Here is a 21919-nt window from a genome sequence, read left to right as displayed (position 1 = left end):
GGCCGCACCATCCCCGGCGTCTACTCCCGCGTCGCCGGACGCCTACTCGCCCTCGCCGCCGGAATCTGGCACAACTGGCTCACCGGCCAACCCAACAAACGATCCCTCATCGCCTACGACCATTAGGACTCACTCATCTAGGCGGTTTGGTCGTCAACGGAGGTGGTCGGGGCGTTGTTCTGCACCGATGCGATCCCGTTGAGCGCGCTCGCCGTGGAGGCGTAGCTCTCCGACACCGCGATGACCTCCCCGTTGCCGGCCTTCAGTCGAAGGCGGAAGCACCCGGCCGTGTCCTTGTAGAGCTCGAACGTGCCTGCCATTTCAAGTCCTTTGTCGACCTGACGTGGCGCGCGCGGTCCACGCGTATCGGCGCGCGCCATTCGCCGAACAGGGGCAATGGGCCCGGCACGGCCGCCGAATCAAGGCGCCCGGCCGCTCCCCGAAGAGGTGACACCCTACTGGGGACTTGCCGCCGTTCGTCCGCGGCGGCGACGATGAGGTCATGGCGTTGGTGGGTGGGGAACCTTCGGTCACGGGCGCCGGCTTCGCCGCGCTCCTGCTCGACTCCGGGCTGATCACGAATGATCAGCTGGCGATCGCGCGCGCCGCGAAGTCGAAGACGGGGGATCGCCTCGATGAGGTTCTCGTGAACCTGGGCATGGTGGAGTCCGGAGCGCTGCTCAAGGTCATGGCGAGGGCGTGGAAGGTTGCGCCGATCGACCTGACCACCACGAAGATCGATCGTGATCTCGTGCGCCAGTGGCCCGCCGAGCGCTACCTCCTCGAGAATTGGGTTCCCGTGCGCGACCAGTCGAACGGGAGCGTGCTCGTGGCGACCGCGCGAGAGCCGGATGCCGCGAAGTCGGCGACGATAGCGAGCGTGCTCGAGAGCCCGGTGGAATTCGTCGCCGCCACCTCGTGGGACATCCGCAGTGCCGTCAAGCGCAGTTTCAAGGCGGAGACCCCGGCGGACGGCACGACCGACCGATGGCGAACGAATCCGTCGCTGTCGGCCCGCGTGGTGGTGTCGAACGGCCAGGCGGTGGGCGGCATCCTCTTCGGGTTGGCGTTGTTCACCCTGGCCGTGGTCTCCCCGTCAGCCATGGGCGCCGCCGTCGTCGCGACGGCGAGTGTCGGGCTCCTCGCGGCCACGACGTTTGTGCTCGTGATGGCGATTCGGGGGGAACGGCGCGACGCCGCGGCGGATGCGTCGGCTACAGAGACTCGGGACGACCTTCTTCCGTACTACACCGTTCTCGTGCCGGTGTTCCGCCAGGCGGCCGCCGTGCCGCAGATGATCGCGACTCTCTCACGCCTCGACTATCCCGCCGAGCGACTCGAGGTGCTCATCCTCGTGGAAGAGGAGGACTCTGCCACTCGGGACGCCATCCTCACGGCGTCACCTCCGCCGAGCTTTCGCATCGTCACCGTGCCGGGAGGAGCCCCCGAGACGAGACCGCGCGCGTGCAACGTCGGGCTCTTCGTCGCCCGGGGAGAATTCCTCGTTGTCTACGGCACCGACCACGTGCCGGCTCCCGACCAGTTGAGGAAGGCTGTCGCGGCTTTCGCTCACGGCGGGGTCGACCTCGCCTGCGTTCAGGCGTCGATCAGGTACTCGAACGCGCACGAGAACGTCCTCACCAGGATGGTCGCGCTCGAACGGTCGTCCTGGGCGGATCGGGTGCTTCCCGCGCTCGGCCGTTCACGGTTCGCCGTGCCGGCGGGGGGAACCTCCGAGCACTTTCGCACGGCGGCGCTCATCGAACTCGGCGGCTGGGACCCGTACAACGTGTCAGAGGACGTCGACCTCGGCGTGCGGATGAGCGCGATGGGTTACCGGCTGGCGCCCGTGGAGTCGATCACGGAGGAGCAGGCCGCGGCGACGGTTCCCGCCTTCATCCGCCAGCGCAGCCGGTGGACCAAGGGGTACCTGCAGACCGCGCTCGTTCACTCCCGGAAGCCGCTCGCCCTCATCAACCAGGTCGGGTTCGCCCGATTCGCCGGCACAGCCATGCTCGTTGCGGTCACCCCGGCGGCGGTGCTCACGGTGATTCCCTTCTACCTGCTCGCGCTCACCGCCCTTGTGTTGCCCGCCGGCGTGATCGAGACCGTGCTGCCCGCGTGGGCGCTCACGGGCGGAATCGCGGCGTTCGCGGTCGGGATGACCGAGATGGTCGTGGTGTCAGCGTTCGGGCCGGTGCGGCGAGGTGACTTCGCGGCCGCGGCGCTTGCCCTGCTGACGCCGATTCACTGGATCCTGCACTCCGTCGCGGCGTACAAGGGTCTCGGTCAACTCTTCACGCGACCGCACTACTGGGAGAAGACGGATCACGAACCACGGCTCTCGAGGGTGGCCGGGGAGTAGCGTCGGCCGCCCGCGGCGCCGGGCGCCCGCCTGTCCGACGCTACAGTTGTAGACACCAACCCTGCGTCGTTAGGAGCACCCCCGTCGTGTCAGAATTGCCCGCCGGCCACGAGTCCACTCTCGAGTCGATCACCGCGGCGGAGACGACGACCGGGTTCGAACTGTTCCCGGACCGCGCCGTCGTCGCCGTTCGGATCAACGGAGACCTCCGAGACATGGCGGCGGAAATTCGCGCGGGCGAGACGGCCGCCCCCGTGCTGATCTCGTCGACCGACGGTCTGAATATCCTGAGGCACTCGGCGGCCCACGTCGCCGCCCAGGCGATGCAGTCCATCAACCCGGCGGCCAGGCTCGGCATCGGACCGCCGATCACCGACGGCTTCTATTACGACTTCGACGTCGAGAACCCGCTCACCCCCGAGGATCTCAAGGCCGTCGACAAGGCGATGGAACGCATCATCAAGGCCGGCCAGCGCTTCGTGCGCCGCGTCGTGACCGAGGATGAGGCGCGCGCGGAACTCGCGGACGAACCGTACAAGCTCGAACTCATCGGCCTCAAGGGCGGCGCGGACGAGACGGCGGACAACGAGTCGGTGGAGGTCGGCGGCGCCGAACTCACGATCTACGACAACGTTGACCCGCGCACCGGCGAAACCGTCTGGAAGGACCTCTGCCGCGGCCCCCACCTGCCGAACACCCGCCTGATCGGCAACGGCTACGCGATCACCCGCAGCGCCGCCGCCTACTGGCGCGGGTCGGAGAAGAACAAGCAACTCCAGCGCGTCTACGGCACGGCCTGGCCCACCAAGGACGAGCTGCGGGCGTACCAGGCTCGCCAGGAGGAGGCCGCCAAGCGCGACCACCGCAAGCTCGGCGCCGAGCTCGACCTGTTCTCCTTCCCTGAGGAGATCGGCTCCGGCCTGCCGGTCTTCCACCCGAAGGGCGGCATCATCCGCCGGGAGATGGAGAACTACTCCCGCATCCGCCACGAGGCGGAGGGCTACGACTTCGTCTACACCCCCCACATCACCAAGTCGAACCTGTTCGAGACCTCCGGCCATCTCGGCTGGTACAAAGACGGCATGTTCCCGCCGATGCACCTCGATGAGGCGCGCAACGAGGAGGGCGAGGTAACCCGCCAGGGCGCCGACTACTACCTCAAGCCCATGAACTGCCCGTTCCACATCCTCGTCTACCGGTCGAGCGGGCGGTCGTACCGCGACCTGCCGCTGCGGTTCTTCGAGTTCGGCACCGTGTACCGCAACGAGAAGTCCGGCGTGATCCACGGGCTCACCCGCGTGCGCGGCCTCACCATGGACGACGCCCACATCTTCACCTCGAAGGAGAAGATGAAGGAGGAGCTCACGAGCACCCTCACCTTCGTGCTCGACCTGCTCCGCGACTACGGACTGACCGACTTCTACCTCGAGCTCTCCACGAAGGACCCGGAGAAGTACGTCGGGGACGACGAGGTGTGGGAGGAGGCGACGGCCACCCTCGCCGAGGTCGCCCGCGAGTCCGGCCTCGAGCTCGTGCCCGACCCGGGCGGAGCGGCCTTCTACGGGCCGAAGATCTCCGTGCAGGCCCGGGATGCCATCGGCCGCACCTGGCAGATGTCCACGGTGCAACTGGACTTCAACCTCCCGGAGCGATTCGAGCTCGAGTACACGGCGGCAGACGGCTCGCGTCAGCGGCCCGTCATGATCCACCGCGCCCTGTTCGGCTCCATCGAACGCTTCTTCGGCGTGCTCACCGAGCACTACGCCGGGGCGTTCCCGGTGTGGCTGTCTCCCGTTCAGGCGGTCGGCATCCCCGTCGCGGAGGAGTACGGACCCTACCTCGACGACGTTATCGCACAGCTGAAGGCCGCCGGCGTGCGCGCCGAGGTTGACCACTCGAACGACCGGATGCCGAAGAAGATCCGCAACTGGACCAAGGCTAAGGTGCCGTACCAGCTCATCGCCGGGGAAGAGGACCGCGCGGCCGGAGCCGTGAGCTTCCGCTACCGCGACGGCAGCCAGGACAACGGGGTGCCCGTGGCCGAGGCGATCGCGAGGATCACGGCGGCCATCGCCGCGAAGGTGCAGGTCTGAGCGTGGCGGGGGACCCCACGGGCGAGCCCGGCCGGGCCGATGCCGCCTACGGGGCTGCGGACTTCGAGGGAGTCGAGATCGAATCGTCGAACGACTTCGCCGCGGTGCCGGACGCGTTCCAGCGACTGTGGACGCCGCACCGTCTCGTCTACATCGAGAACGGGCAGCAGCCGCAGAAGCACGAGTGCCCGTTCTGCATCGCGCCGTCGATGACCGACGAGAAGGCGCTGATCGTGGCCCGAGGCGAGCACTGTTACGTGCTGCTCAACCTCTTCCCGTACAACTCCGGGCACCTGCTCGTGTGCCCATACCGGCACGTGGCGACGTACGACGAAGCGACGGCCGAGGAGGTGGCCGAGATGGCGAGCCTCACCCAGACGGCCATGCGCGTGCTCACCGCCGTGTCGAACTGCGACGGCTTCAACATCGGGATGAACCAGGGCCGCATCGCCGGTGCCGGCATCGCCGAGCACTTGCACCAGCACATCGTTCCGCGCTGGGCGCTCGACTCCAACTTCTTCCCCATCATCGCCGGCACCAAGGCGATCCCGAAGCTTCTCGGCGAGGTTCGGGCGGATGTCGCGGCGGGCTGGCAGGAGTCCGTGCAGCATGAGGCCCCATCCGCTTCGTCCTAGAATGGTGAGGCCTCGCGACGCACCGGGGCATCAGAGAGGCGACAAGTGAACGACAGCGAAACCACCGAGACCCTGGGTTCGAGCCGCGTGAAGCGTGGGCTTGCGGAGATGCTCAAGGGCGGTGTCATCATGGATGTCGTGACCGCCGAGCAGGCGAGGATCGCGGAGGATGCCGGAGCCGTCGCGGTCATGGCGCTCGAGCGCGTGCCGGCCGACATCCGTTCCCAGGGTGGCGTGGCCAGGATGAGCGACCCGGACCTGATCGAGTCGATCATCGCCGAGGTGTCCATTCCGGTGATGGCGAAGGCGCGCATCGGCCACTTCGTGGAGGCGCAGGTTTTGCAGGCGCTCAAGGTGGACTACATCGATGAGTCCGAGGTTCTGTCCCCGGCCGACTACGTCAACCACATCGACAAGTGGCCGTTCACCGTGCCGTTCGTCTGCGGGGCGACGAACCTCGGTGAGGCGCTGCGCCGCATCAACGAGGGTGCGGCGATGATCCGCTCGAAGGGCGAGGCCGGCACCGGGGATGTTTCCGAGGCGACCAAGCACATCCGCACCATCCGGTCGGAGATCGCGGCGTTGACGGCGAAGAGACACGACGAGTTGTATGTCGCGGCGAAGGAGTTGCAGGCGCCGTACGAGCTCGTGCTCGAGATCGCGCGTACCGGCAAGCTTCCCGTGGTGCTGTTCACGGCCGGCGGGGTTGCGACCCCGGCGGATGCGGCGCTGATGATGCAGCTCGGAGCCGACGGAGTGTTCGTCGGGTCGGGCATCTTCAAGTCGGGGGATCCGGCCAGGCGTGCGGCGGCAATCGTGAAGGCGACGACGTTCTTCGACGACCCGGCCGTCATCGCCGAGACGTCGCGTGGACTCGGCGAGGCGATGGTCGGCATCAACGTGTCCGACCTGCCCGCGCCGCACCGCCTCTCCGAACGTGGCTGGTAACCCCGCACCGATCGTCGGCGTGCTCGCCCTCCAGGGCGATTTTCGCGAACACATCGCCGTGCTCCGCTCCCTGGGAGCGGATGCCCGGCCGATTCGTCGACCGGAGGAGCTTGCCGAGGTCGCTGGGCTCGTGATTCCCGGCGGCGAGTCCAGCGTCATGGACAAGCTGTCGCGCGCGTTCGGACTCGCGGAGCCGCTCAAGGACGCCATCCGTTCGGGGCTGCCGGTGTACGGCACCTGCGCGGGGCTGATCATGCTCGCGGATCGCCTGCTCGACGGCATCAATGGCCAACAGACCCTCGGCGGGCTTGACATCGCGGTGCGGCGCAACGCGTTCGGCTCCCAGCTCGACTCCTTCGAGACTGACCTCGAGATTCCGGTGCTGGGGGATCCGCCCCTGCACGCGGTCTTCATCCGCGCGCCCGTCGTCGAGGACGCGGGAGCGGGGGTCGTGCCCCTCGCGACCCTGGCCGACGGCCGCGTGGTGGCCGTGGAGCAGGGCAACCTGCTCGGCACCTCCTTTCACCCCGAGATGACCGGCGACACCCGGTTCCACGAACACTTCCTGCGGATGGTCGCGGCCGCCTGATCCGTCCGTCCGTCTCCTCGGCGCGCCGGCTCGCCCCGCCCGTCCCGTCCTGTCCCGTCCCGTCTCGTCCCGTCTCGCCCGTCTTCTGAAAACGCAGGAGATCCGGAGCGAAAGCGCGGTTTTCGGCGCGATGGAGACACGTGCCGATCAAATCTCCTGCGTTTTCGGACGGGGGATGCGGATTGTGTGGAGGTGCGCCCGAACGGAGGAGGGTCGCGACCGTCGCCCCGACCACATTCCACGCTCGCGGAGGGGGGATGCAGCGTTCCGGCGGGGGTTACGCCTCCCTTCGCGGGGAGGAACCGCGATTGAGCGCCGCGACGGGGCGAGGGCCTGGGATGCGGGCGCCCCCCGCGCGGCTCGACCGGCGGCCCGACCGGCACTGGTTAGAATGTTCAGCATGTCAGGCCACTCCAAATGGGCAACCACCAAGCACCAGAAGGCGATTAAAGACTCTCGCCGTGCGAAGTCGTTCGCCAAGCTCATCAAGAACATCGAAGTCGCAGCCAAGCTCGGGGGTGCCGACCTCTCGGGCAACCCGACCCTGGTCGACGCGATCCAGAAGGCGAAGAAGACTTCTGTACCCAACTCGAACATCGATTCGGCGGTCAAGCGCGGCTCCGGCCAGCTCGGCGAAGCCGTCGACTACCAGACGATCATCTACGAGGGATACGCGGCGGGCGGCGTCGCGCTGCTGATCGAGTGCCTCACCGATAACCGCAACCGCGCCGCCGCGAACGTGCGCACCATCATGACGCGCAACGGCGGCACCATGGGCGATCCGGGCAGTGTTGCATACAACTTCAGTCGCAAGGGCGTGATCTCGGTGACCAAGACCGACACCGTCACCGAGGACGACATTCTCGCGGCCGTTCTCGACGCCGGAGCCGAAGAGGTCAACGACCGCGGCGCCGGCTTCGAGATCGTGACCGAGGCGCACGACCTCGTCGCGGCGCGCACCGCGCTGCAGGAGGCCGGAATCGACTACGACTCGGCCGACGTCGAGTTCGTGCCCGGCCTCACCATCGCCGTGGATGCCGAGACTGCACGGAAGGTGTTCCGCCTCATCGACGCCCTCGATGACGACGATGACGTGCAGAACGTCTACGGCAACTTCGAGGTTCCGGCCGACGTGCAGGCCACGCTCGACGAAGACGAGTAACGGACCGTTGGCCAGCATCAGGGTGCTCGGTATCGACCCTGGGTTGACCCGGTGCGGCGTCGGCATCGTGGATGTCACCGCCTCGCGGAAGGCGACGCTCGTGGAGGTCGCGGTTATCCGCACGCCTCACGAGATGCCGCTCGAGCTGAGACTGCTGCACCTCGGTAACGAGATCGAGCGCCTGCTCGACACGCACAAGCCGGACGCCGTCGCGCTCGAGCGGGTGTTCGCCCAGCACAACCTGCGCACGGTGATGGGCACCGCCCAGATCAGCGGCGTCGCGCTGCACCTCGCCGCGAAGCGCGGGCTCGTCGTCGGACTGCACACGCCGTCCGAGGTCAAGGCCGCGATCAGCGGCTACGGCTCGGCGGACAAGAAGCAGGTCGCGACCATGGTCGCGCGAGTGCTCGGCCTCGCCGAGCTGCCGACGCCCGCGGACGCCTCGGATGCGCTGGCCATCGCGATCTGTCACGCCTGGAAACGCGGCGCGGCCGTCGCCGGGCCCGCCGGCGCCCTCACCCCGGCGCAGCAGGCGTGGCTCGCCGCGGAGAGAAGCGCGTCGAAGTCGGCCCCCAAACGTAGGCTGGGTGCATGATCTCTTCTGTTCGCGGCGTCGTGCTCGCGGTGGCCGGAACGACGGCGGTGATCGAGGTCGGGGGAGTCGGGCTCTCGGTGAGCGTGACCCCCCAGCATGCCCTCTCGCTGCGCGTCGGTTCGGAGGCGACGGTTCGCACCGCCCTCATCGTGCGCGAAGACGACCTCTCGCTCTTCGGCTTCGTCGACACCGATGAGCTCGCCGTGTTCGACCTGCTGCGTGGAGTGACGGGGGTCGGCCCCAAGTCGGCCATGGGCGTGCTCGCGGCGATGACGCCGGCCCAGGTCGCGTCGGCCGTCGCGACCGAGGACGATGGGGCATTCCGCAAGGTCTCCGGCGTCGGTCCGAAGACCGCGAAGCTCATCGTGGTGTCGCTCGCCGGCAAGATGCAGGCCATCACCACCTCGGCGGTGCGGGCGCCGATCGTTCGCGCGACCGTGAGCGACAATGTGCTCGTGGCCCTCGTCGGTCTCGGCTGGTCGGAGCGCGTCGCCGCCCAGGCCGTGGATGAGGCGCTCGCCAGCGCCAGCGGCGATGAGACGGCGACGGTGCCCGCCCTGCTGCGCCTCGCGCTCACGAGGCTCGGGCCGCAGCAGCCGCTGAGTGCGGCCTCCGCACGCGGATCGAGCGGCCAGTGAGCGACTCGGAAGATCTGTCCGTCGCGATCGTGCGTCCGACCCCGGAGTCGGATGCCGAACTCGCCTTCGAGGGCGCCCTGCGCCCCAAGACCCTCGCCGAGTTCGTCGGGCAGGCGAAGGTGCGCGCGCAACTCCAGCTGCTGCTGCACGCGGCGATGCTGCAGAACCGCACGCCCGACCACATCCTGCTCGCCGGTCCCCCCGGTCTCGGTAAGACGACCCTCGCCATGATCGTGGCCGAGGAGAGCGGGCGCCCGCTGCGCATGTCGAGCGGTCCGGCCATCCAGCACGCCGGGGACCTCGCCGCGGTGCTCTCCTCGCTCGTGCCGGGCGAGATCCTGTTCATCGACGAGATCCATCGCATGGCGCGCTCCGCGGAGGAGATGCTCTACCTGGCGATGGAAGACTTCCGTATCGACATCATGGTGGGCAAGGGCGCCGGCGCGACCTCGATCCCGCTCGATCTGGCCCCGTTCACCCTCGTCGGCGCGACCACTCGCTCGGGGCTGCTCCCGAACCCGCTGCGCGACCGCTTCGGGTTCACCGCGCACCTCGAGTTCTATTCGGAGGCGGAGCTCGAACAGGTGCTCATTCGCGCCGCGGCCCTGCTCGACCTGCCGATCGACCGCGCGGCCCTCGCCGAGATCGCCGGGCGCTGCCGGGGCACGCCGAGAATCGCGAACCGACTGCTGCGCCGGGTGCGCGACTACTCCCTCGTGCACGATTCGCACGGGCTCGAGGCGGTGCACGCCGCCCTGCTGCTGTACGACGTCGACGAGCTCGGGCTCGACCGGCTCGACCGTGCGGTGATGGATATCATCCTCACCCGGTTCGACGGCGGCCCGGTCGGTCTCAACACGCTTGCCGTCTCGGTCGGCGAGGAGGCCGAGACCATCGAATCGGTCGTCGAACCGTTTCTCGTGCGGATCGGGCTGCTCATCCGCACCCCGCGTGGCCGGGTGGCGACGCGGGCGGCGTGGAAGCACTTCGGCCTCTCGAGCGCCAGCTCGAGCGCAAGCGTCGGGCTCTTCGGGGATGACCTATAATTCAAGTTGGTCCTCAGCACGCAGGGTTAGACTCCCCGTGTTTTCCCCTCAGCGCTTGGAAGGTTCTACACCCATGAAGTTCGACCCCACTCTTATCCTGATCGCCGTGGCGCTGGCGGTCTTCGTCTTCTTCCAGTTCCGATCGTCGCGCAAGCGTGCCAAGGAGACCGCCGCCCGCCAGGCCGCGATCGGCGTGGGCGTGGAGATCATGACGAACTACGGCCTGTACGGAACGATCCTCTCGATCGACGAGGACACCAACGTGGCTCTCATCGAGACGACCCCCGGAACGGTGCTCAAGATCCACCGCCAGACGATCCTCAAGGTCGCCGACTACGCGAAGCCGGAGGAGACGGACACCGACACCGACGCCATCGCCGAGGACGAGCCGGCCGAGATTCAGCTCAACGAGGACAACGCGATCGTGGCCGGTGAGCCGGAATTCGGTGAGCGCGTCGAGCCCGAAGTGAAGAAGCCGGTGCGCAAGCCGAAGACCGAGCCCGGAGAGTAACCACTAACCTGATGACTGCTCGCGTGCGACCTGCGCGCCGGGCCTGAAGTGTGTCGGTGGCCGAGTTCCGCAGCGCACGCGTAGAAAGCTGAGTTACCTGTGGCAAGATCGACCCCGGTCAAGAAGGCTCTGCGGTCTCTGACCTGGCTTCTGGTGATCGTTGCGGGCCTGACCGCGATCAACGGTGCGGCGGTGATCTGGAACGGCGCGTCGTGGGCACCTAAGCTCGCCCTCGACCTCGAGGGCGGCACGCAGATCATCCTCTCCCCGGTGGTGGCGAACGGTGCGGCAGCCCCGTCGAGCCAGCAGCTCGAGCAGGCGGTGGCGATCATCCGCCAGCGCATCGACGCGAGCGGCGTGTCGGAGGCGGAGATCAACACCCAGGGCAGCCAGAACGTGGTCGTCTCGATCCCGGGAATCCCTGACCAGGCCACCATCGATCGCATCGAGTCGTCGGCCAAGCTCGAGTTCCGCCCGGTGCTTGTCTCGGAGCAGGCACCCGCGAGCTCGGTTGGCACGCCGAGCGCGACGCCGAGCCCCGGAGCGTCAGATGCCCCGCTGCCCTCGACGCCGAGCACGAGTCCGACGAACGCGAGCGATCTGGCGTGGGTGACCCCGGCGCTGCAGAAGCAGTTCGACGACTTCAGCTGCGACAAGGTCGATGCGGCCGGCACCAACGTGGCCGACCCGAAGAAGCCGCTCATCACGTGTGACGACACCTCGACATACAAGTACATCCTCGGCGCGGTCGAGGTGGCAGGCGAGACGATCACCGACGCGACCAACGGCCAGGTCACCAACTCGCAGGGCGCGAGCACGGGCAAGTGGGCGGTCAACATCGTCTTCAACGCCAAGGGCACCAAGCAGTTCGCGGATGTCACGACGAGGCTCAACGCGCTCACCGGCGTGCGGAACCAGTTCGCCATCGTGCTCGACGGCCGCATCATTTCGGCGCCCACCACCAACGCCGTGATCACCGACGGAAAGCCGCAGATCACCGGGTCGTTCACCCAGGCGAGTTCCAAGACGCTCGCCGACCAGCTCAAGTTCGGCGCCCTCCCGATCGGCTTCAAGGTGGAGAGCAAGGACATCATCTCGGCTACCCTCGGGTCGAGCCAGCTGCAGAGCGGACTGCTCGCGGGCCTCATCGGCCTCACGCTCGTGGTGCTGTACTCGTTGCTGCAGTACCGCACCCTCGGCCTGCTCACCGTGGCGTCGCTCGTCGTCGCCGCCGTGATCACCTACCTGGTTGTGGTGCTGCTGTCGTGGCGAGAGGGCTACCGACTCTCGCTCGCCGGCGTGGCGGGCCTCATCGTGGCCATCGGTATCACCGCCGACTCCTTCATCGTCTACTTCGAGAGAATCCGCGACGAGTTGCGGGATGGGCGGCCGCTCGAGTCCGCGGTCGAGGCGGGCTGGAAGCGCGCCATCCGTACCATCGTCGCCTCCGACACCGTCAACTTCCTCGCCGCGGCGATCCTCTTCATCGTCGCCGTCGGAAACGTCAAGGGGTTCGCCCTGACCCTCGGGCTCACGACGATCGTCGACCTCGTGGTCGTGGCGCTCTTCACCCACCCGATGCTGCAGATCATCGCGAGGCGTCCGTACTTCGCCGAGGGGCACCGGTTCAGCGGACTCGACCCGAAGGCGCTCGGCGCCGTCTACCGAGGGCGGGCGACCTTCCGCGATCCGGTGAGCGTGCCGGCGAGCAAGAAGGCCTCAGTGAGCCGCGAGGCCCAGAAGCGGCAGACCATTGCCGAGCGCAAGGCGGCAGAACTCGAATCGCAGGGCTCCTCCAATTCCAGTAAGAGCACCAAGGGGAAGGATTCCTGATGGCCAGCTTCGCCCAGTTCGGAAATGACCTATACACGGGCAAGCGCTCGTACAACATCGTCGGCCGTCGCAAGATCTGGTACGGCATCGCCGCGGTGATGATCCTCGCCGCGATCGTGATTCCGTTCCTTCGCGGCGGATTTATCTTCGGCATCGAATTCCGTGGCGGGTCGCAGTTCCAGGTCTCCAACACCACCAATCTGAGCCAGCCGTTCGCCTCTGACACGGTGACCAAGGTCGCGGCCAGCTCCAACCCGCGCGTGTCGATCGTGGGCGGCGACTCCGTGCGCATCCAGACCGACCAGCTGTCGGATACCGAGAGCGTGAAGATCCAGCAGGCCCTCGCCGTCGCGTACAACGTGCCGGTGAAGAAGGTGACTGCGTCGTTCATCGGGGCCACCTGGGGCCAGGACATCACCCGCCAGGCCCTCACCGGACTCGTGATCTTCGTCGCCCTCGCGGCAATCGTGATGGCACTGTACTTCCGCACCTGGAAGATGTCGCTCGCCGCCATCGTGGCCCTTCTGCACGACCTGATCATCACGGCCGGCTTCTACGGAATCTTCGGCATCGAGGTGTCGCCGGCGGCGGTGATCGGCTTCCTGACCATCCTCGGCTACTCGCTCTACGACACCGTCGTGGTGTTCGACAAGATCCGCGAGACCACGAGCGAAGACGGTTCGGAGTCCCGCCGCACCTTCGGCGAATCGGTCAACCTCGCCGTGAACCAGACGCTCGTGCGCTCGATCAACACGTCGATCGTGGCCATCCTGCCGGTCGGAGCCATCCTCTTCATCGGCGCACTCGTGCTGGGGGCGGGAACGCTGCGCGACATCTCGCTCGCGCTCTTCGTCGGCATCATCGCCGGCACGTACTCGACGATCTTCATCGCCGCTCCGCTCTATGCGCACCTGCGCAGCGGGGAAGAGGCGATCAAGAAGCGCGACAAGCGGACCAACACGGTTCGCCGGGCGAGCGTCACCAGCTAACAACACCAGCCAGACACAGCAGGAGAAGGACAGATGAAGCAGTTCAGCGAGGTCAGTGCCGTCGAGGCGATCGCGCTCACCGCCGGCGGCGCGATGCTGCTCGACGTGCGTGAGCAGGACGCGTGGGATCGCGGCCATTCCCCGCTCGCGAAGCTCGTGCCGATGTCGATGCTGCCCGAGGGGCTCGAGGACGTTCCCACCGACCAGCGGGTGCTCGTGGTCTGCCACGCCGGCTCGCGTTCGCTTCGCGTCACGAACGCCCTCCTCGATGCCGGCTACGAGGCCGTCAATGTCGTCGGTGGCATGCTCGCCTGGACGGCCGCCGGCGGCGAAATTGTCGCCGACGGCGCGGACGCCCCTCGCGTCGACTGAGCCGCCCAGCCATGCGATCCGCCGTAGCGCCCACAGCGAACCGGGCGATGGGGCGCAACTCGCGGTGATAGTTTGGCTGGAAGAGGAGGAGCGATGACGGAAACGACAACGCCCAGCTCCCTCACGCCGGCGTCCGGCATCCCCCCAACCGGAGCGACGGCCTCCCCGTCGCTGCGCACGCTTCTGCCGCGCATCTTCTCTCGTGCCCAGCCGGTCGGCGCGGTCGACCTGCTGATCAAGACGGCCAAGCTGCACCATCCGAAGGCCGACCTGGGAATAATCGACCGGGCGTACGCGGCGGCGGAACTCGCGCACCGCGGGCAGCTGCGCAAGAGTGGCGAACCATACATCACCCACCCGGTCGCCGTGGCGCAGATCCTGGCCGACCTCGGCATCGGCCCGAAGACCCTCGCTGCCGCACTGCTGCACGACACCGTAGAAGACACCGATTACACCCTCGACATGCTGCGACACGAGTTCGGCGACGAGATCGCGATGCTCGTAGACGGCGTGACCAAGCTCGACAAGCTCAAGTACGGCGACAGCGCGCAGGCGGAGACCGTGCGCAAGATGGTCGTCGCAATGTCCAAGGACATCCGAGTGCTCGTGATCAAGCTCGCCGACCGCCTGCATAATGCGCGCACCTGGGGCTTCGTGCCCACCGAGTCAGCGACGAGGAAGGCGCAGGAGACCCTCGAGATCTACGCGCCGCTTGCCCACCGCCTCGGCATTCAGACCATCAAATGGGAGCTCGAAGACCTCTCCTTCGCGGTGCTCCACCCGAAGATGTACGTCGAGATCGAGAACATGGTCAAGCAGCGCACCCCGCAGCGCGAGGAATTCGTGCAGCAGGTGATCGATGCGGTCAACGACGACCTCAAGGCGTCGAAGATCAAGGGCAAGGTCGTGGGCCGCCCGAAGCAGTACTACTCGATCTACCAGAAGATGATCGTGCGCGGCCGCGAGTTCGACGAGATCTACGACCTGGTCGGCATCCGCGTTCTGGTGGGCTCGGTGCGTGACTGCTACGCCGTGCTCGGCTCGATCCACGCCAGGTGGAACCCGATCCCCGGGCGCTTCAAGGACTACATCGCCACCCCCAAGTTCAACCTCTACCAGTCGCTGCATACCACGGTGATCGGGCCAAAGGGCCGCGCGGTGGAGATCCAGATCCGCACGGATGAGATGCACCAGCGCGCCGAGTTCGGTGTCGCGGCGCACTGGAAGTACAAGGAGCGGGTGAACGGCGGCAAGGGTGCCGCCAGCGATCTCAGCGACGACGGCGACATGGCATGGCTCGCGCACATCACCGACTGGCAGGCCGAGACGGCCGACCCCAACGAGTTCCTCGACTCCCTCCGGTTCGAAATCGGCGCCAAAGAGGTCTACGTCTTCACCCCGCAGGGCAAGGTGATCGGCCTGCCGGCCGGAGCCACCCCCGTCGACTTCGCCTACGCCGTGCACACCGAGGTCGGCCATCGCACCATGGGGTCCAAGGTGAACGGGCGCCTCGTGCCGCTCGAGAGCACGCTGTCGAGCGGCGACGTCGTGGAGATCTTCACCTCCAAGAATCCGGATGCCGGGCCGAGCCAGGGCTGGCTCAACTTCGTGAAGAGCCCTCGCGCGCGCAACAAGATCAAGCAGTGGTTCACCAAGGAGCGGCGCGAAGAGGCGATCGAGCAGGGCAAGGATGCGATCGCCCGCGCCATGCGCAAGCAGAACCTTCCGCTGCAGAAGCTCATGAACCAGGACTCGTTCAGCGAGGTCGCCGCCCAGATGCGGTACGAGGACATCTCCGCCCTCTACGCCGCGGTGGGCGAGGGCCACGTCTCCACCCAGTCGGTGCTGGAAAAGGTGCTCGCCACCCTCCACACGGAGGCCGAGACCGAGGATGCGGAGATCCCGTTCCCCACGAAGGGGCGCAGCAAGGCGCTCCGCAACAGCGACTCCGGCGTCCTGGTGCGCGGCGCGCCCGACATCCTCGTCAAGCTCGCCAAGTGCTGCACACCGGTGCCGGGGGATCCCATCGTCGGTTTCGTCACCCGCGGCGCCGGGGTGTCAGTGCACCAGGCGGACTGCCACAACGTCACGTCGCTGCTCAACGAGCCGGAGCGCATGGTGGACGTGGAGTGGGCGCCCTCCTCGTCGAGCATCTTCCTGGTGCAGATCCAGGTCGAGGCGCTCGACCGCGCCGGCCTGCTCTCGGACGTGACTCGCGTGCTCTCCGAGAACCACGTCAACATCCTGTCGGCCACGGTGTCCACCTCGAGCGACCGTCTCGCGTTGAGCCGCTTCGTCTTCGAGATGGGGGACACCACGCACCTCGACGGGGTGCTCAACGCCGTTCGGCGGATCGACGCCGTCTACGACGTGTACCGGGTCAGCGCAGGCTAGGGTCGCCCCGCTGCAGCGAGGCAGCGGCGACCAGCCGCTCGAGGGCGACGCGCTTGTCCGGCAGGTTGCGCCGCCGGTTGAGCAGCTCGGCGCAGTCGTCGACGCCGAAGCCCCCGATGCGCATCAGCTCGGCCGCGAGCCGCAGATCCCGTTCGCCGAAGTCCACGGCGCAGCGGGCGAGATCCACCGCGGTGCGCAGCGGGGTCGTGACCGGCAGGCCACCCACATCCAGCAGGTCGTCGTCGTCGATCACCACCTCGCGCACCGAGATGCGCATCGCGATCGTCGGACGGGTCCTGGTCTCGATGCTGACACAGAACTGGTGCACCACCGGGGGAGCGGGCTGCGCCCCCAGTACCCAGGCCGCGGTGTGCTGCTCGGCGATGAGCCGGCGCGGAAAGCTCGCGAGTAGGGCCAGCGCGCGATGCGGGGTCGCCTCGAACTCGTCGAGCGGACTAAAGCACTCGTCGACGGCGTAGACCTCACCGTCGATGCGGGCGGCCGTCAGCTCCGCGAGGGGAAGGTCGAGGCCCGAGAGCACGCGGGGAAGCCGATGCGACATCCCCCCATGGTCGCGGCTGCCACCGGATGCCGACGGCCGCCGCCCGCAACTGTGGAAAGAACCCGAAACAGTCAGGTGGTGAAGGCTACGAGCCGATCACCTTGAGCCACGCCTTGCGCGCCTCGAGGGCCTCTTCCGCATCCTTGATCTTCTTGGCGTTTCCGCCGGCCCTGGCGTCGGCGAGCTCGCGCTCCAGCTTGGCGATCGCATCCTGAAGCTGGCTCGCGAGACCCTCCGAACGCGCGATGCGCTCCGGATTGCTCTTCTGCCAGTGATCCTCGTCGAGCTTGCGCACGGCGGTCTCGACCTTGCGCAGCCGGTCCTCGATGGGCTTGACCTTGTCGCGCGGAACCTTGCCGATGGCATCCCAACGGCGCTGGATCGACAGCAGGGCCTCGCGGGCCTTTGCCCGGTCGGTCTCGGCGATGAGCGGTTCGGCCTCGGCGAGAAGGGCGAGCTTGAGTTCGAGGTTCGCGCTGAACTCCTCGTTGTCCTTCGCGTCGATCTCGGTCTTCGCCGCGTAGAGCGCGTCGCCGGCCGCCTTGAAACGCAGCCAGAGCGCGTCGTCGAACTTCTTGCCCGCGCGACCGGCGGCCTTCCAGTCGTCGAGCAGGCCGCGATAGGACGGGATGCCGTCGAGCCCCTTGGGGATGAGGGCCTCGGCCTTCTCGACCAGTTCCTGCTTCTTGTTGCGGGCGTCCTTGTGCACGGAGTCGAGCTCGGCGAAGAACGCCTTGCGGTGCGTCTCGATGGTCGTGCGCGCCGCCCGGAACCGCTTCCAGAGCTCGTTGCTCTCGTTCTTGGGCAGGCGCGGGCCGTCCTGCTGGTGCTTCTGCCAGCGCGCGAAGATGTCGTCGAGCGTGGCGCTCACGGCCTTCCACTGCGCCTTGGCCGGGTCCTGGGCGGCGAGAGTCTCCGCCTCCACGACGAGGGCCTCGCGCTCGGCGAGGGCGGCATCCGTCGCGGCCTTCGTCTCGGCGGTCTGCTTCTCGGTGAGTTCGCCGACCGCGCCGTCGAGGGCGTCGAGGCGCGTGATGAGCGACGGGAGGTCGCCGACCGCGTTGGCGCCCGCGACGGTCACCTTGAGGGCCGCGATCGTCTTCGCCACATCCGCGGCCGCCGTGCCGCGCTTGATGCGCTGCTCGAGGAGGGTCACCTGTCCGGCGAGCTCCACATATTTACGCTGGAAGTAGGCGAGGGCCTCCTCCTTGGTGCCGTCGGGGTATTGCCCGACGGCGCGCTCTGTATCGCCTTCGCGAACGAAGACGGTACCCGTCTCGTCAACGCGGCCCCACGGAGCCTGATCGTCTGTCGCCAAAAGCCTCACCTTGCTGCTCGGGCCACTGAAACGACAATGGCCGGGTTCCAGACTATTGCACGCGGGAGGGGCCGTCAGCGGCGCTGCGGCACCGCGCCGCTATTTCAGCGTCAGTTTCGTGATCTTGGTCGCCACGACTGGCGCGCCGTCGCTCGTGCTCGTCGCCGTCGCGACCACGCCCTTGCTCGCGATGGCGCTCACGAAGCCGTCGAGGCCGCTCGTGACCTTGCCGAAGACCGTGTAGCCGCCCGTGGACGTGTCGAGGGTGGTCGCGGCGTAGGTGATGAAGAACTGGGTGCTCTGGCTGAACGCGCCGGTACCACGGGCCATCGCGATGGTGCCGGCCGGGTAGACCCCGTCGGCCGGTGCGTTCTCGATCGGGCCGAAGCTGAATCCGATGTCGCCCGAGCCGTCGCCATTCACCGAGCCGCACTGGATGAGGTTCGCCGTCGGACTGTTGGTGAGGCGATGGCAGGTGGCCCCGGTGGTGGTGTAGAAGCTCTTCTGGGCGAGGGAGATGAACACCGATGTCGCCTGCGACGCCGCCTTGCCGTCGAGCTCGATGCCGAGCGGCACGGCGTTGAGGTCGAGTTCGCCCGTCCAGGTGCGACCCTCGGCGATCGTCGACGCCGGCACGTCGCCGGTGTTCTTCGTGGCGTCCGGCGAGGCGCTGGGCGATGGGCTGGCGGACGGGCTCGCCGATGGCGTGGCCGCTCCGGGTCCGGTGGTGAAGTAGAGCACCTGGGTGAGGGTGGCGAGGGCCACCACCACGACGACGCCCACGACGGCAGCGATGTTGTCCCGCTTGCGCCGCTTCACCTGGTGAGTGTGCACCGCCTGCCGGGCGTTGTAGCGTCGCAACCGATCGCGTGCCTCGCGTGCGTCGCGCTCGGCGTTCTTGCTCGGTGCCACGTGTCCTCCATCGATGCCGCAGGGTGCGGGGGGTTTGCCCCCATGCACTGTATCCGAGAGTCGTCGGCGTCGCCGAAGCCGACACCGGAGGGAGTTGACGGGGGCCGCACGTACGATTGAGGGCATGGTGGATGCCCAGCTCGGATTGCGCGCTGGCGCGACGCCCCTCGCGGTGCGGATGCGACCGCGCAGCCTCGATGAGGTTGCCGGCCAGCGTCATCTGCTCACCCCCGGTTCGCCGCTCGTGAGCCTCGCCTCGGACAAGACGGGGGAGCAGGGCTCGGTCTCCGTGATCCTCTGGGGTCCCCCCGGCACCGGCAAGACCACGCTCGCGCAGGCGATCGCGCGCAGCTCCGGTCGCAAGTTCGTCGAGCTCTCCGCCGTGAATGCGGGCGTCAAGGACGTGCGGGAGGTGATGGAGGCCGCGATGTCGGCCAGGGACCTCTACGGCGTGTCGACCGTGCTGTTTCTCGACGAGATCCACCGCTTCACCAAGGCGCAGCAGGATGCGCTGCTGCCCGGCGTGGAGAACGGCTGGGTGATCCTCATCGCCGCGACCACCGAGAACCCGTCGTTCTCGGTGATCTCGCCCCTGCTCTCGCGCTCCCTGCTGCTCACCCTCGAGACCCTCAGCGACGAGGACCTTGCCGTGCTCGTCGACCGGGCCGTCACCGACCCGCGCGGGCTCGACGACCGGATCGCCCTCGACGAGGAAGCCCGGGCGGCGATCATCCGGCTCGCCTCGGGCGACGCGCGACGCGCCCTCACCGCCCTCGAGGCCGCCGCCCTCAGCGCGACATCCACCGACGATGCAGACAAGCCGGTGGTGACCGCCGAGATCGTCTCGCTGGCCGTCGACCGGGCGTTGCTGCGCTACGACCGCAACGGCGACGAGCACTACGACGTGATCAGCGCCTTCATCAAGTCCGTGCGCGGTTCGGATGTCGACGCCTCGCTGCACTACCTCGCGCGCATGATCGAGGCGGGCGAGGACCCGCGATTCATCGCGAGGCGGGTGATGATCAGCGCCGCGGAGGACATCGGCATCGCCGACCCGCAGGCCCTCGTGATCGCCGTCGCCGCCGCGGACGCCGTGCAGTACGTGGGGATGCCGGAGGGGCGCATCCCGCTCGCCGAAGCCGTGGTCTACCTCGCGACCGCTCCCAAGTCGAACGCCGCGTACATGGCTCTCGACGCGGCGATCGCCGATGTTCGGGCCGGCAAGATCGGCCGAGTGCCGCTTCACCTGCGCGACGCCCACTACGCCGGGGCCAAACGGCTCGGCCACGGCAAGGCATACAAGTACTCCCATGACTCCGACCTCGGGGTCGTCCCGCAGCAGTACCTGCCGGACGAACTGCTCGGCACCAACTACTACACCCCGACCGAGCACGGCAACGAGCGAGAGGTGAAGGCCCGCCTCGAAAAGCTCCGCCGCATCATCCGCGGCGAGTAGCGATCTGTTAGGATGCTCTGTGGCCCTGGGGAGTATTCCCGGGCCGAACCCCTCTTCCCAATCTGTCCGCGCTCACGCACGGGCCCCCGCGGTGCAAATCCGCTCGGTGGGGGCGAAGAGAATCGAAAGGAATCCGTGTCTACCCAGTCACGTACCCGTAGCAAGACGCGCCTGTCGCGTGCGTTGGGCATTCCGCTCACGCCGAAGGCCGCCAAGTACCTCGAGAAGCGTCCGTACCCCCCGGGGGAGCACGGCCGCACCAAGCGCAAGACCGACAGCGACTACGCCGTTCGCCTTCGCGAGAAGCAGCGCCTGCGTGCCCAGTACGGCATCCGCGAGGCCCAGCTCAAGATCCAGTTCGAGGAGGCGCGTCGCGCCGACGGCCTGACCGGTGAGAACCTGGTCGAGCAGCTCGAAATGCGTCTCGACGCCCTCGTCGTGCGTGCGGCGATCGCCCGCACGACCGCCCAGGCCCGTCAGATGATCGTGCACCGTCACATCCTCGTCGACGGACAGCGCGTCGACCGCCCGTCCTTCCGCGTGAAGCCGGGCCAGCTCATCCACGTTCACCCCAAGAGCGAGGGCATGGAGCCGTTCCAGGTTGCAGCGGCCGGCGGCCACGTCGACGTTCTGCCGAAGACGCCCGGCTACCTCGAGGTGGAGATCGACAAGCTGCAGGCCCGCCTCGTGCGCCGCCCGAAGCGCGCCGAAGTTCCCGTGACCTGTGAAGTCCAGCTCGTCGTGGAGTACTACGCCGCTCGCTAAGGCGAATACAGTGGGAGCGGATCGCCTTCGGGCGGTCCGCTCCTTCTCTTTAACAGACACGATTGGCGGATCTCATGAGCGGTGGCGACATTGCCGGACTGATTGCCGCGGCGGTCTTCGCCGTGCTGGTCGGGCTGCTGGCCATCCCCCTGGTGAAGCTCGGCCGGGTGCTCGACGAGACCCGTGACGCGATCCACGAGCTCAGCGCCAACGTGACGCCGATCCTCGAGGAGGCGACCGTGACGATCGGCGAGACCAACAAGCAGCTCGCCCGGGTTGACGCGATCACGAGCGGGATCGCGGATGCCACCGGCAACGTGTCGTCGCTCATCGCGTTGTTCGCCGCCACCCTCGGCGGACCGCTCATCAAGCTCGCCGGTTTCACCGCAGCGGTTCGCGTGGCGATCTCCGGGCTGAAGCCGAAGTCCCGTTCGAAGTAAGCTTGATTCAGGCTTCGCTGGTGGAACATCCGTTTCACCGCTCACGAGGGAGTAATTTTCATGAAGAACGTACTGTGGCTCATCATCGGGGTCGGCCTCGGCTTCGTCGCCGCCCACCAGTTGAACAAGACCCCAGAGGGCAGACGCTTCTTCGAGGATGTCGACAGCCGTGCCCACGAGTTCTCGAGCGCCGTGATCGACGGCTACAAGACCCGCGAGGCCGAGTTGCGGGCGGCGGTGGCGGACGCGGAAGGCGTGATCGCCGACCTGTCGAAGCGCACCTCGAGCTAGACCCC

General features: G+C 67.7%; 22 protein-coding genes and 1 pseudogene. 19 read left to right on the top strand and 4 right to left on the bottom strand.

Going from position 1 to position 21919, the window contains the following annotated elements:
• A pseudogene (locus tag VIM54_RS02840) lies at positions 1-126 on the top strand (IS982 family transposase); the annotation flags it as partial.
• A gap of 11 nt (positions 127-137) precedes the next feature.
• Here the strand turns inward: VIM54_RS02840 and VIM54_RS02835 are convergent.
• Positions 138-320, bottom strand: coding sequence for a YegP family protein (locus VIM54_RS02835; RefSeq protein WP_331898993.1), 183 nt, complete (start codon positions 318-320; stop codon positions 138-140).
• A gap of 182 nt (positions 321-502) precedes the next feature.
• On the opposite strand from VIM54_RS02835, the gene VIM54_RS02830 reads away from it, so the two are divergent.
• The 14 genes from VIM54_RS02830 (at position 503) to VIM54_RS02765 (ending at position 16170) form a co-directional block, all read left to right on the top strand.
• Positions 503-2365: a glycosyltransferase family 2 protein gene (locus VIM54_RS02830; protein WP_331898991.1), complete on the top strand. Its 1863-nt coding sequence runs from the start codon at positions 503-505 to the stop codon at positions 2363-2365.
• 95 nt (positions 2366-2460) lie between these two features.
• A complete protein-coding gene (thrS, locus tag VIM54_RS02825; RefSeq protein ID WP_331898998.1) occupies positions 2461-4458 on the top strand; it encodes a threonine--tRNA ligase in 1998 nt (665 codons plus the stop codon).
• A gap of 77 nt (positions 4459-4535) precedes the next feature.
• Complete coding sequence (locus tag VIM54_RS02820; RefSeq protein WP_331898997.1) at positions 4536-5093, top strand: HIT domain-containing protein; 558 nt, start codon at positions 4536-4538, stop codon at positions 5091-5093.
• Between the two features lie 45 nt (positions 5094-5138).
• Positions 5139-6041, top strand: coding sequence for a pyridoxal 5'-phosphate synthase lyase subunit PdxS (gene pdxS, locus VIM54_RS02815; protein ID WP_331898989.1), 903 nt, complete (start codon positions 5139-5141; stop codon positions 6039-6041).
• The gene (gene pdxT, locus VIM54_RS02810) at positions 6031-6630 is read left to right on the top strand and encodes a pyridoxal 5'-phosphate synthase glutaminase subunit PdxT (RefSeq protein WP_331898987.1); all 600 of its coding nucleotides are present in this window, start codon (positions 6031-6033) and stop codon (positions 6628-6630) included. The genes pdxS and pdxT overlap by 11 nt, the downstream gene beginning before the upstream one ends.
• Positions 6631-7030: 400 nt before the next feature.
• Positions 7031-7792 carry a YebC/PmpR family DNA-binding transcriptional regulator gene (locus VIM54_RS02805; RefSeq protein WP_331898985.1) on the top strand — a complete coding sequence of 254 codons (762 nt, stop codon included), beginning with the start codon at positions 7031-7033 and terminating at the stop codon, positions 7790-7792.
• 16 nt (positions 7793-7808) lie between these two features.
• Positions 7809-8387: a crossover junction endodeoxyribonuclease RuvC gene (gene ruvC, locus VIM54_RS02800; RefSeq protein ID WP_331898996.1), complete on the top strand. Its 579-nt coding sequence runs from the start codon at positions 7809-7811 to the stop codon at positions 8385-8387.
• Positions 8384-9025, top strand: a complete 642-nt coding sequence (gene ruvA / locus VIM54_RS02795; protein ID WP_331898983.1) for a Holliday junction branch migration protein RuvA — start codon at positions 8384-8386, stop codon at positions 9023-9025. Before ruvC ends, ruvA begins: the two co-directional genes overlap by 4 nt.
• The gene (gene ruvB, locus VIM54_RS02790; protein WP_331898981.1) at positions 9022-10071 is read left to right on the top strand and encodes a Holliday junction branch migration DNA helicase RuvB; all 1050 of its coding nucleotides are present in this window, start codon (positions 9022-9024) and stop codon (positions 10069-10071) included. Before ruvA ends, ruvB begins: the two co-directional genes overlap by 4 nt.
• 73 nt (positions 10072-10144) lie before the next feature.
• Complete coding sequence (gene yajC, locus VIM54_RS02785; RefSeq protein ID WP_331898979.1) at positions 10145-10582, top strand: preprotein translocase subunit YajC; 438 nt, start codon at positions 10145-10147, stop codon at positions 10580-10582.
• 99 nt (positions 10583-10681) lie between these two features.
• Positions 10682-12415 carry a protein translocase subunit SecD gene (secD, locus tag VIM54_RS02780; protein ID WP_331898978.1) on the top strand — a complete coding sequence of 578 codons (1734 nt, stop codon included), beginning with the start codon at positions 10682-10684 and terminating at the stop codon, positions 12413-12415.
• Positions 12415-13404 carry a protein translocase subunit SecF gene (secF, locus tag VIM54_RS02775; RefSeq protein WP_331898977.1) on the top strand — a complete coding sequence of 330 codons (990 nt, stop codon included), beginning with the start codon at positions 12415-12417 and terminating at the stop codon, positions 13402-13404. Before secD ends, secF begins: the two co-directional genes overlap by 1 nt.
• 33 nt (positions 13405-13437) lie before the next feature.
• On the top strand, positions 13438-13776 hold the full coding sequence (locus VIM54_RS02770) for a rhodanese-like domain-containing protein (RefSeq protein ID WP_331898975.1): 339 nt from the start codon (positions 13438-13440) through the stop codon (positions 13774-13776).
• A gap of 93 nt (positions 13777-13869) precedes the next feature.
• Complete coding sequence (locus VIM54_RS02765) at positions 13870-16170, top strand: bifunctional (p)ppGpp synthetase/guanosine-3',5'-bis(diphosphate) 3'-pyrophosphohydrolase (RefSeq protein WP_331898973.1); 2301 nt, start codon at positions 13870-13872, stop codon at positions 16168-16170.
• Here the strand turns inward: VIM54_RS02765 and VIM54_RS02760 are convergent.
• From VIM54_RS02760 to VIM54_RS02750, 3 genes are all read right to left on the bottom strand, one after another.
• A complete protein-coding gene (locus tag VIM54_RS02760) occupies positions 16157-16732 on the bottom strand; it encodes a type IV toxin-antitoxin system AbiEi family antitoxin (RefSeq protein WP_331898971.1) in 576 nt (191 codons plus the stop codon). The genes VIM54_RS02765 and VIM54_RS02760 overlap by 14 nt on opposite strands.
• Before the next feature lie 85 nt (positions 16733-16817).
• Entirely contained in the window at positions 16818-18050 is a 1233-nt protein-coding gene (locus VIM54_RS02755; protein WP_331898969.1) for a DUF349 domain-containing protein, read from the bottom strand.
• A gap of 99 nt (positions 18051-18149) precedes the next feature.
• Positions 18150-18962, bottom strand: a complete 813-nt coding sequence (locus VIM54_RS02750) for a peptidylprolyl isomerase (RefSeq protein WP_331898967.1) — start codon at positions 18960-18962, stop codon at positions 18150-18152.
• A gap of 124 nt (positions 18963-19086) precedes the next feature.
• Between VIM54_RS02750 and VIM54_RS02745 the strand changes: the two genes are divergently transcribed.
• From VIM54_RS02745 to VIM54_RS02730, 4 genes are all read left to right on the top strand, one after another.
• Entirely contained in the window at positions 19087-20418 is a 1332-nt protein-coding gene (locus tag VIM54_RS02745) for a replication-associated recombination protein A (protein WP_331898965.1), read from the top strand.
• A 135-nt stretch (positions 20419-20553) separates the two neighbouring features.
• Positions 20554-21183 carry a 30S ribosomal protein S4 gene (gene rpsD / locus VIM54_RS02740; RefSeq protein ID WP_331898964.1) on the top strand — a complete coding sequence of 210 codons (630 nt, stop codon included), beginning with the start codon at positions 20554-20556 and terminating at the stop codon, positions 21181-21183.
• Between the two features lie 74 nt (positions 21184-21257).
• The gene (locus VIM54_RS02735) at positions 21258-21623 is read left to right on the top strand and encodes a DUF948 domain-containing protein (RefSeq protein WP_331898962.1); all 366 of its coding nucleotides are present in this window, start codon (positions 21258-21260) and stop codon (positions 21621-21623) included.
• A 60-nt stretch (positions 21624-21683) separates the two neighbouring features.
• Positions 21684-21914: a hypothetical protein gene (locus VIM54_RS02730; RefSeq protein WP_331898960.1), complete on the top strand. Its 231-nt coding sequence runs from the start codon at positions 21684-21686 to the stop codon at positions 21912-21914.
• The last annotated feature ends 5 nt before the right edge of the window (positions 21915-21919 follow it).

It is taken from the genome of Lacisediminihabitans sp., assembly GCF_036569425.1.
GTDB lineage: Bacteria > Actinomycetota > Actinomycetes > Actinomycetales > Microbacteriaceae > Lacisediminihabitans.
This window is presented reverse-complemented; position numbering and strand designations above follow the sequence as displayed.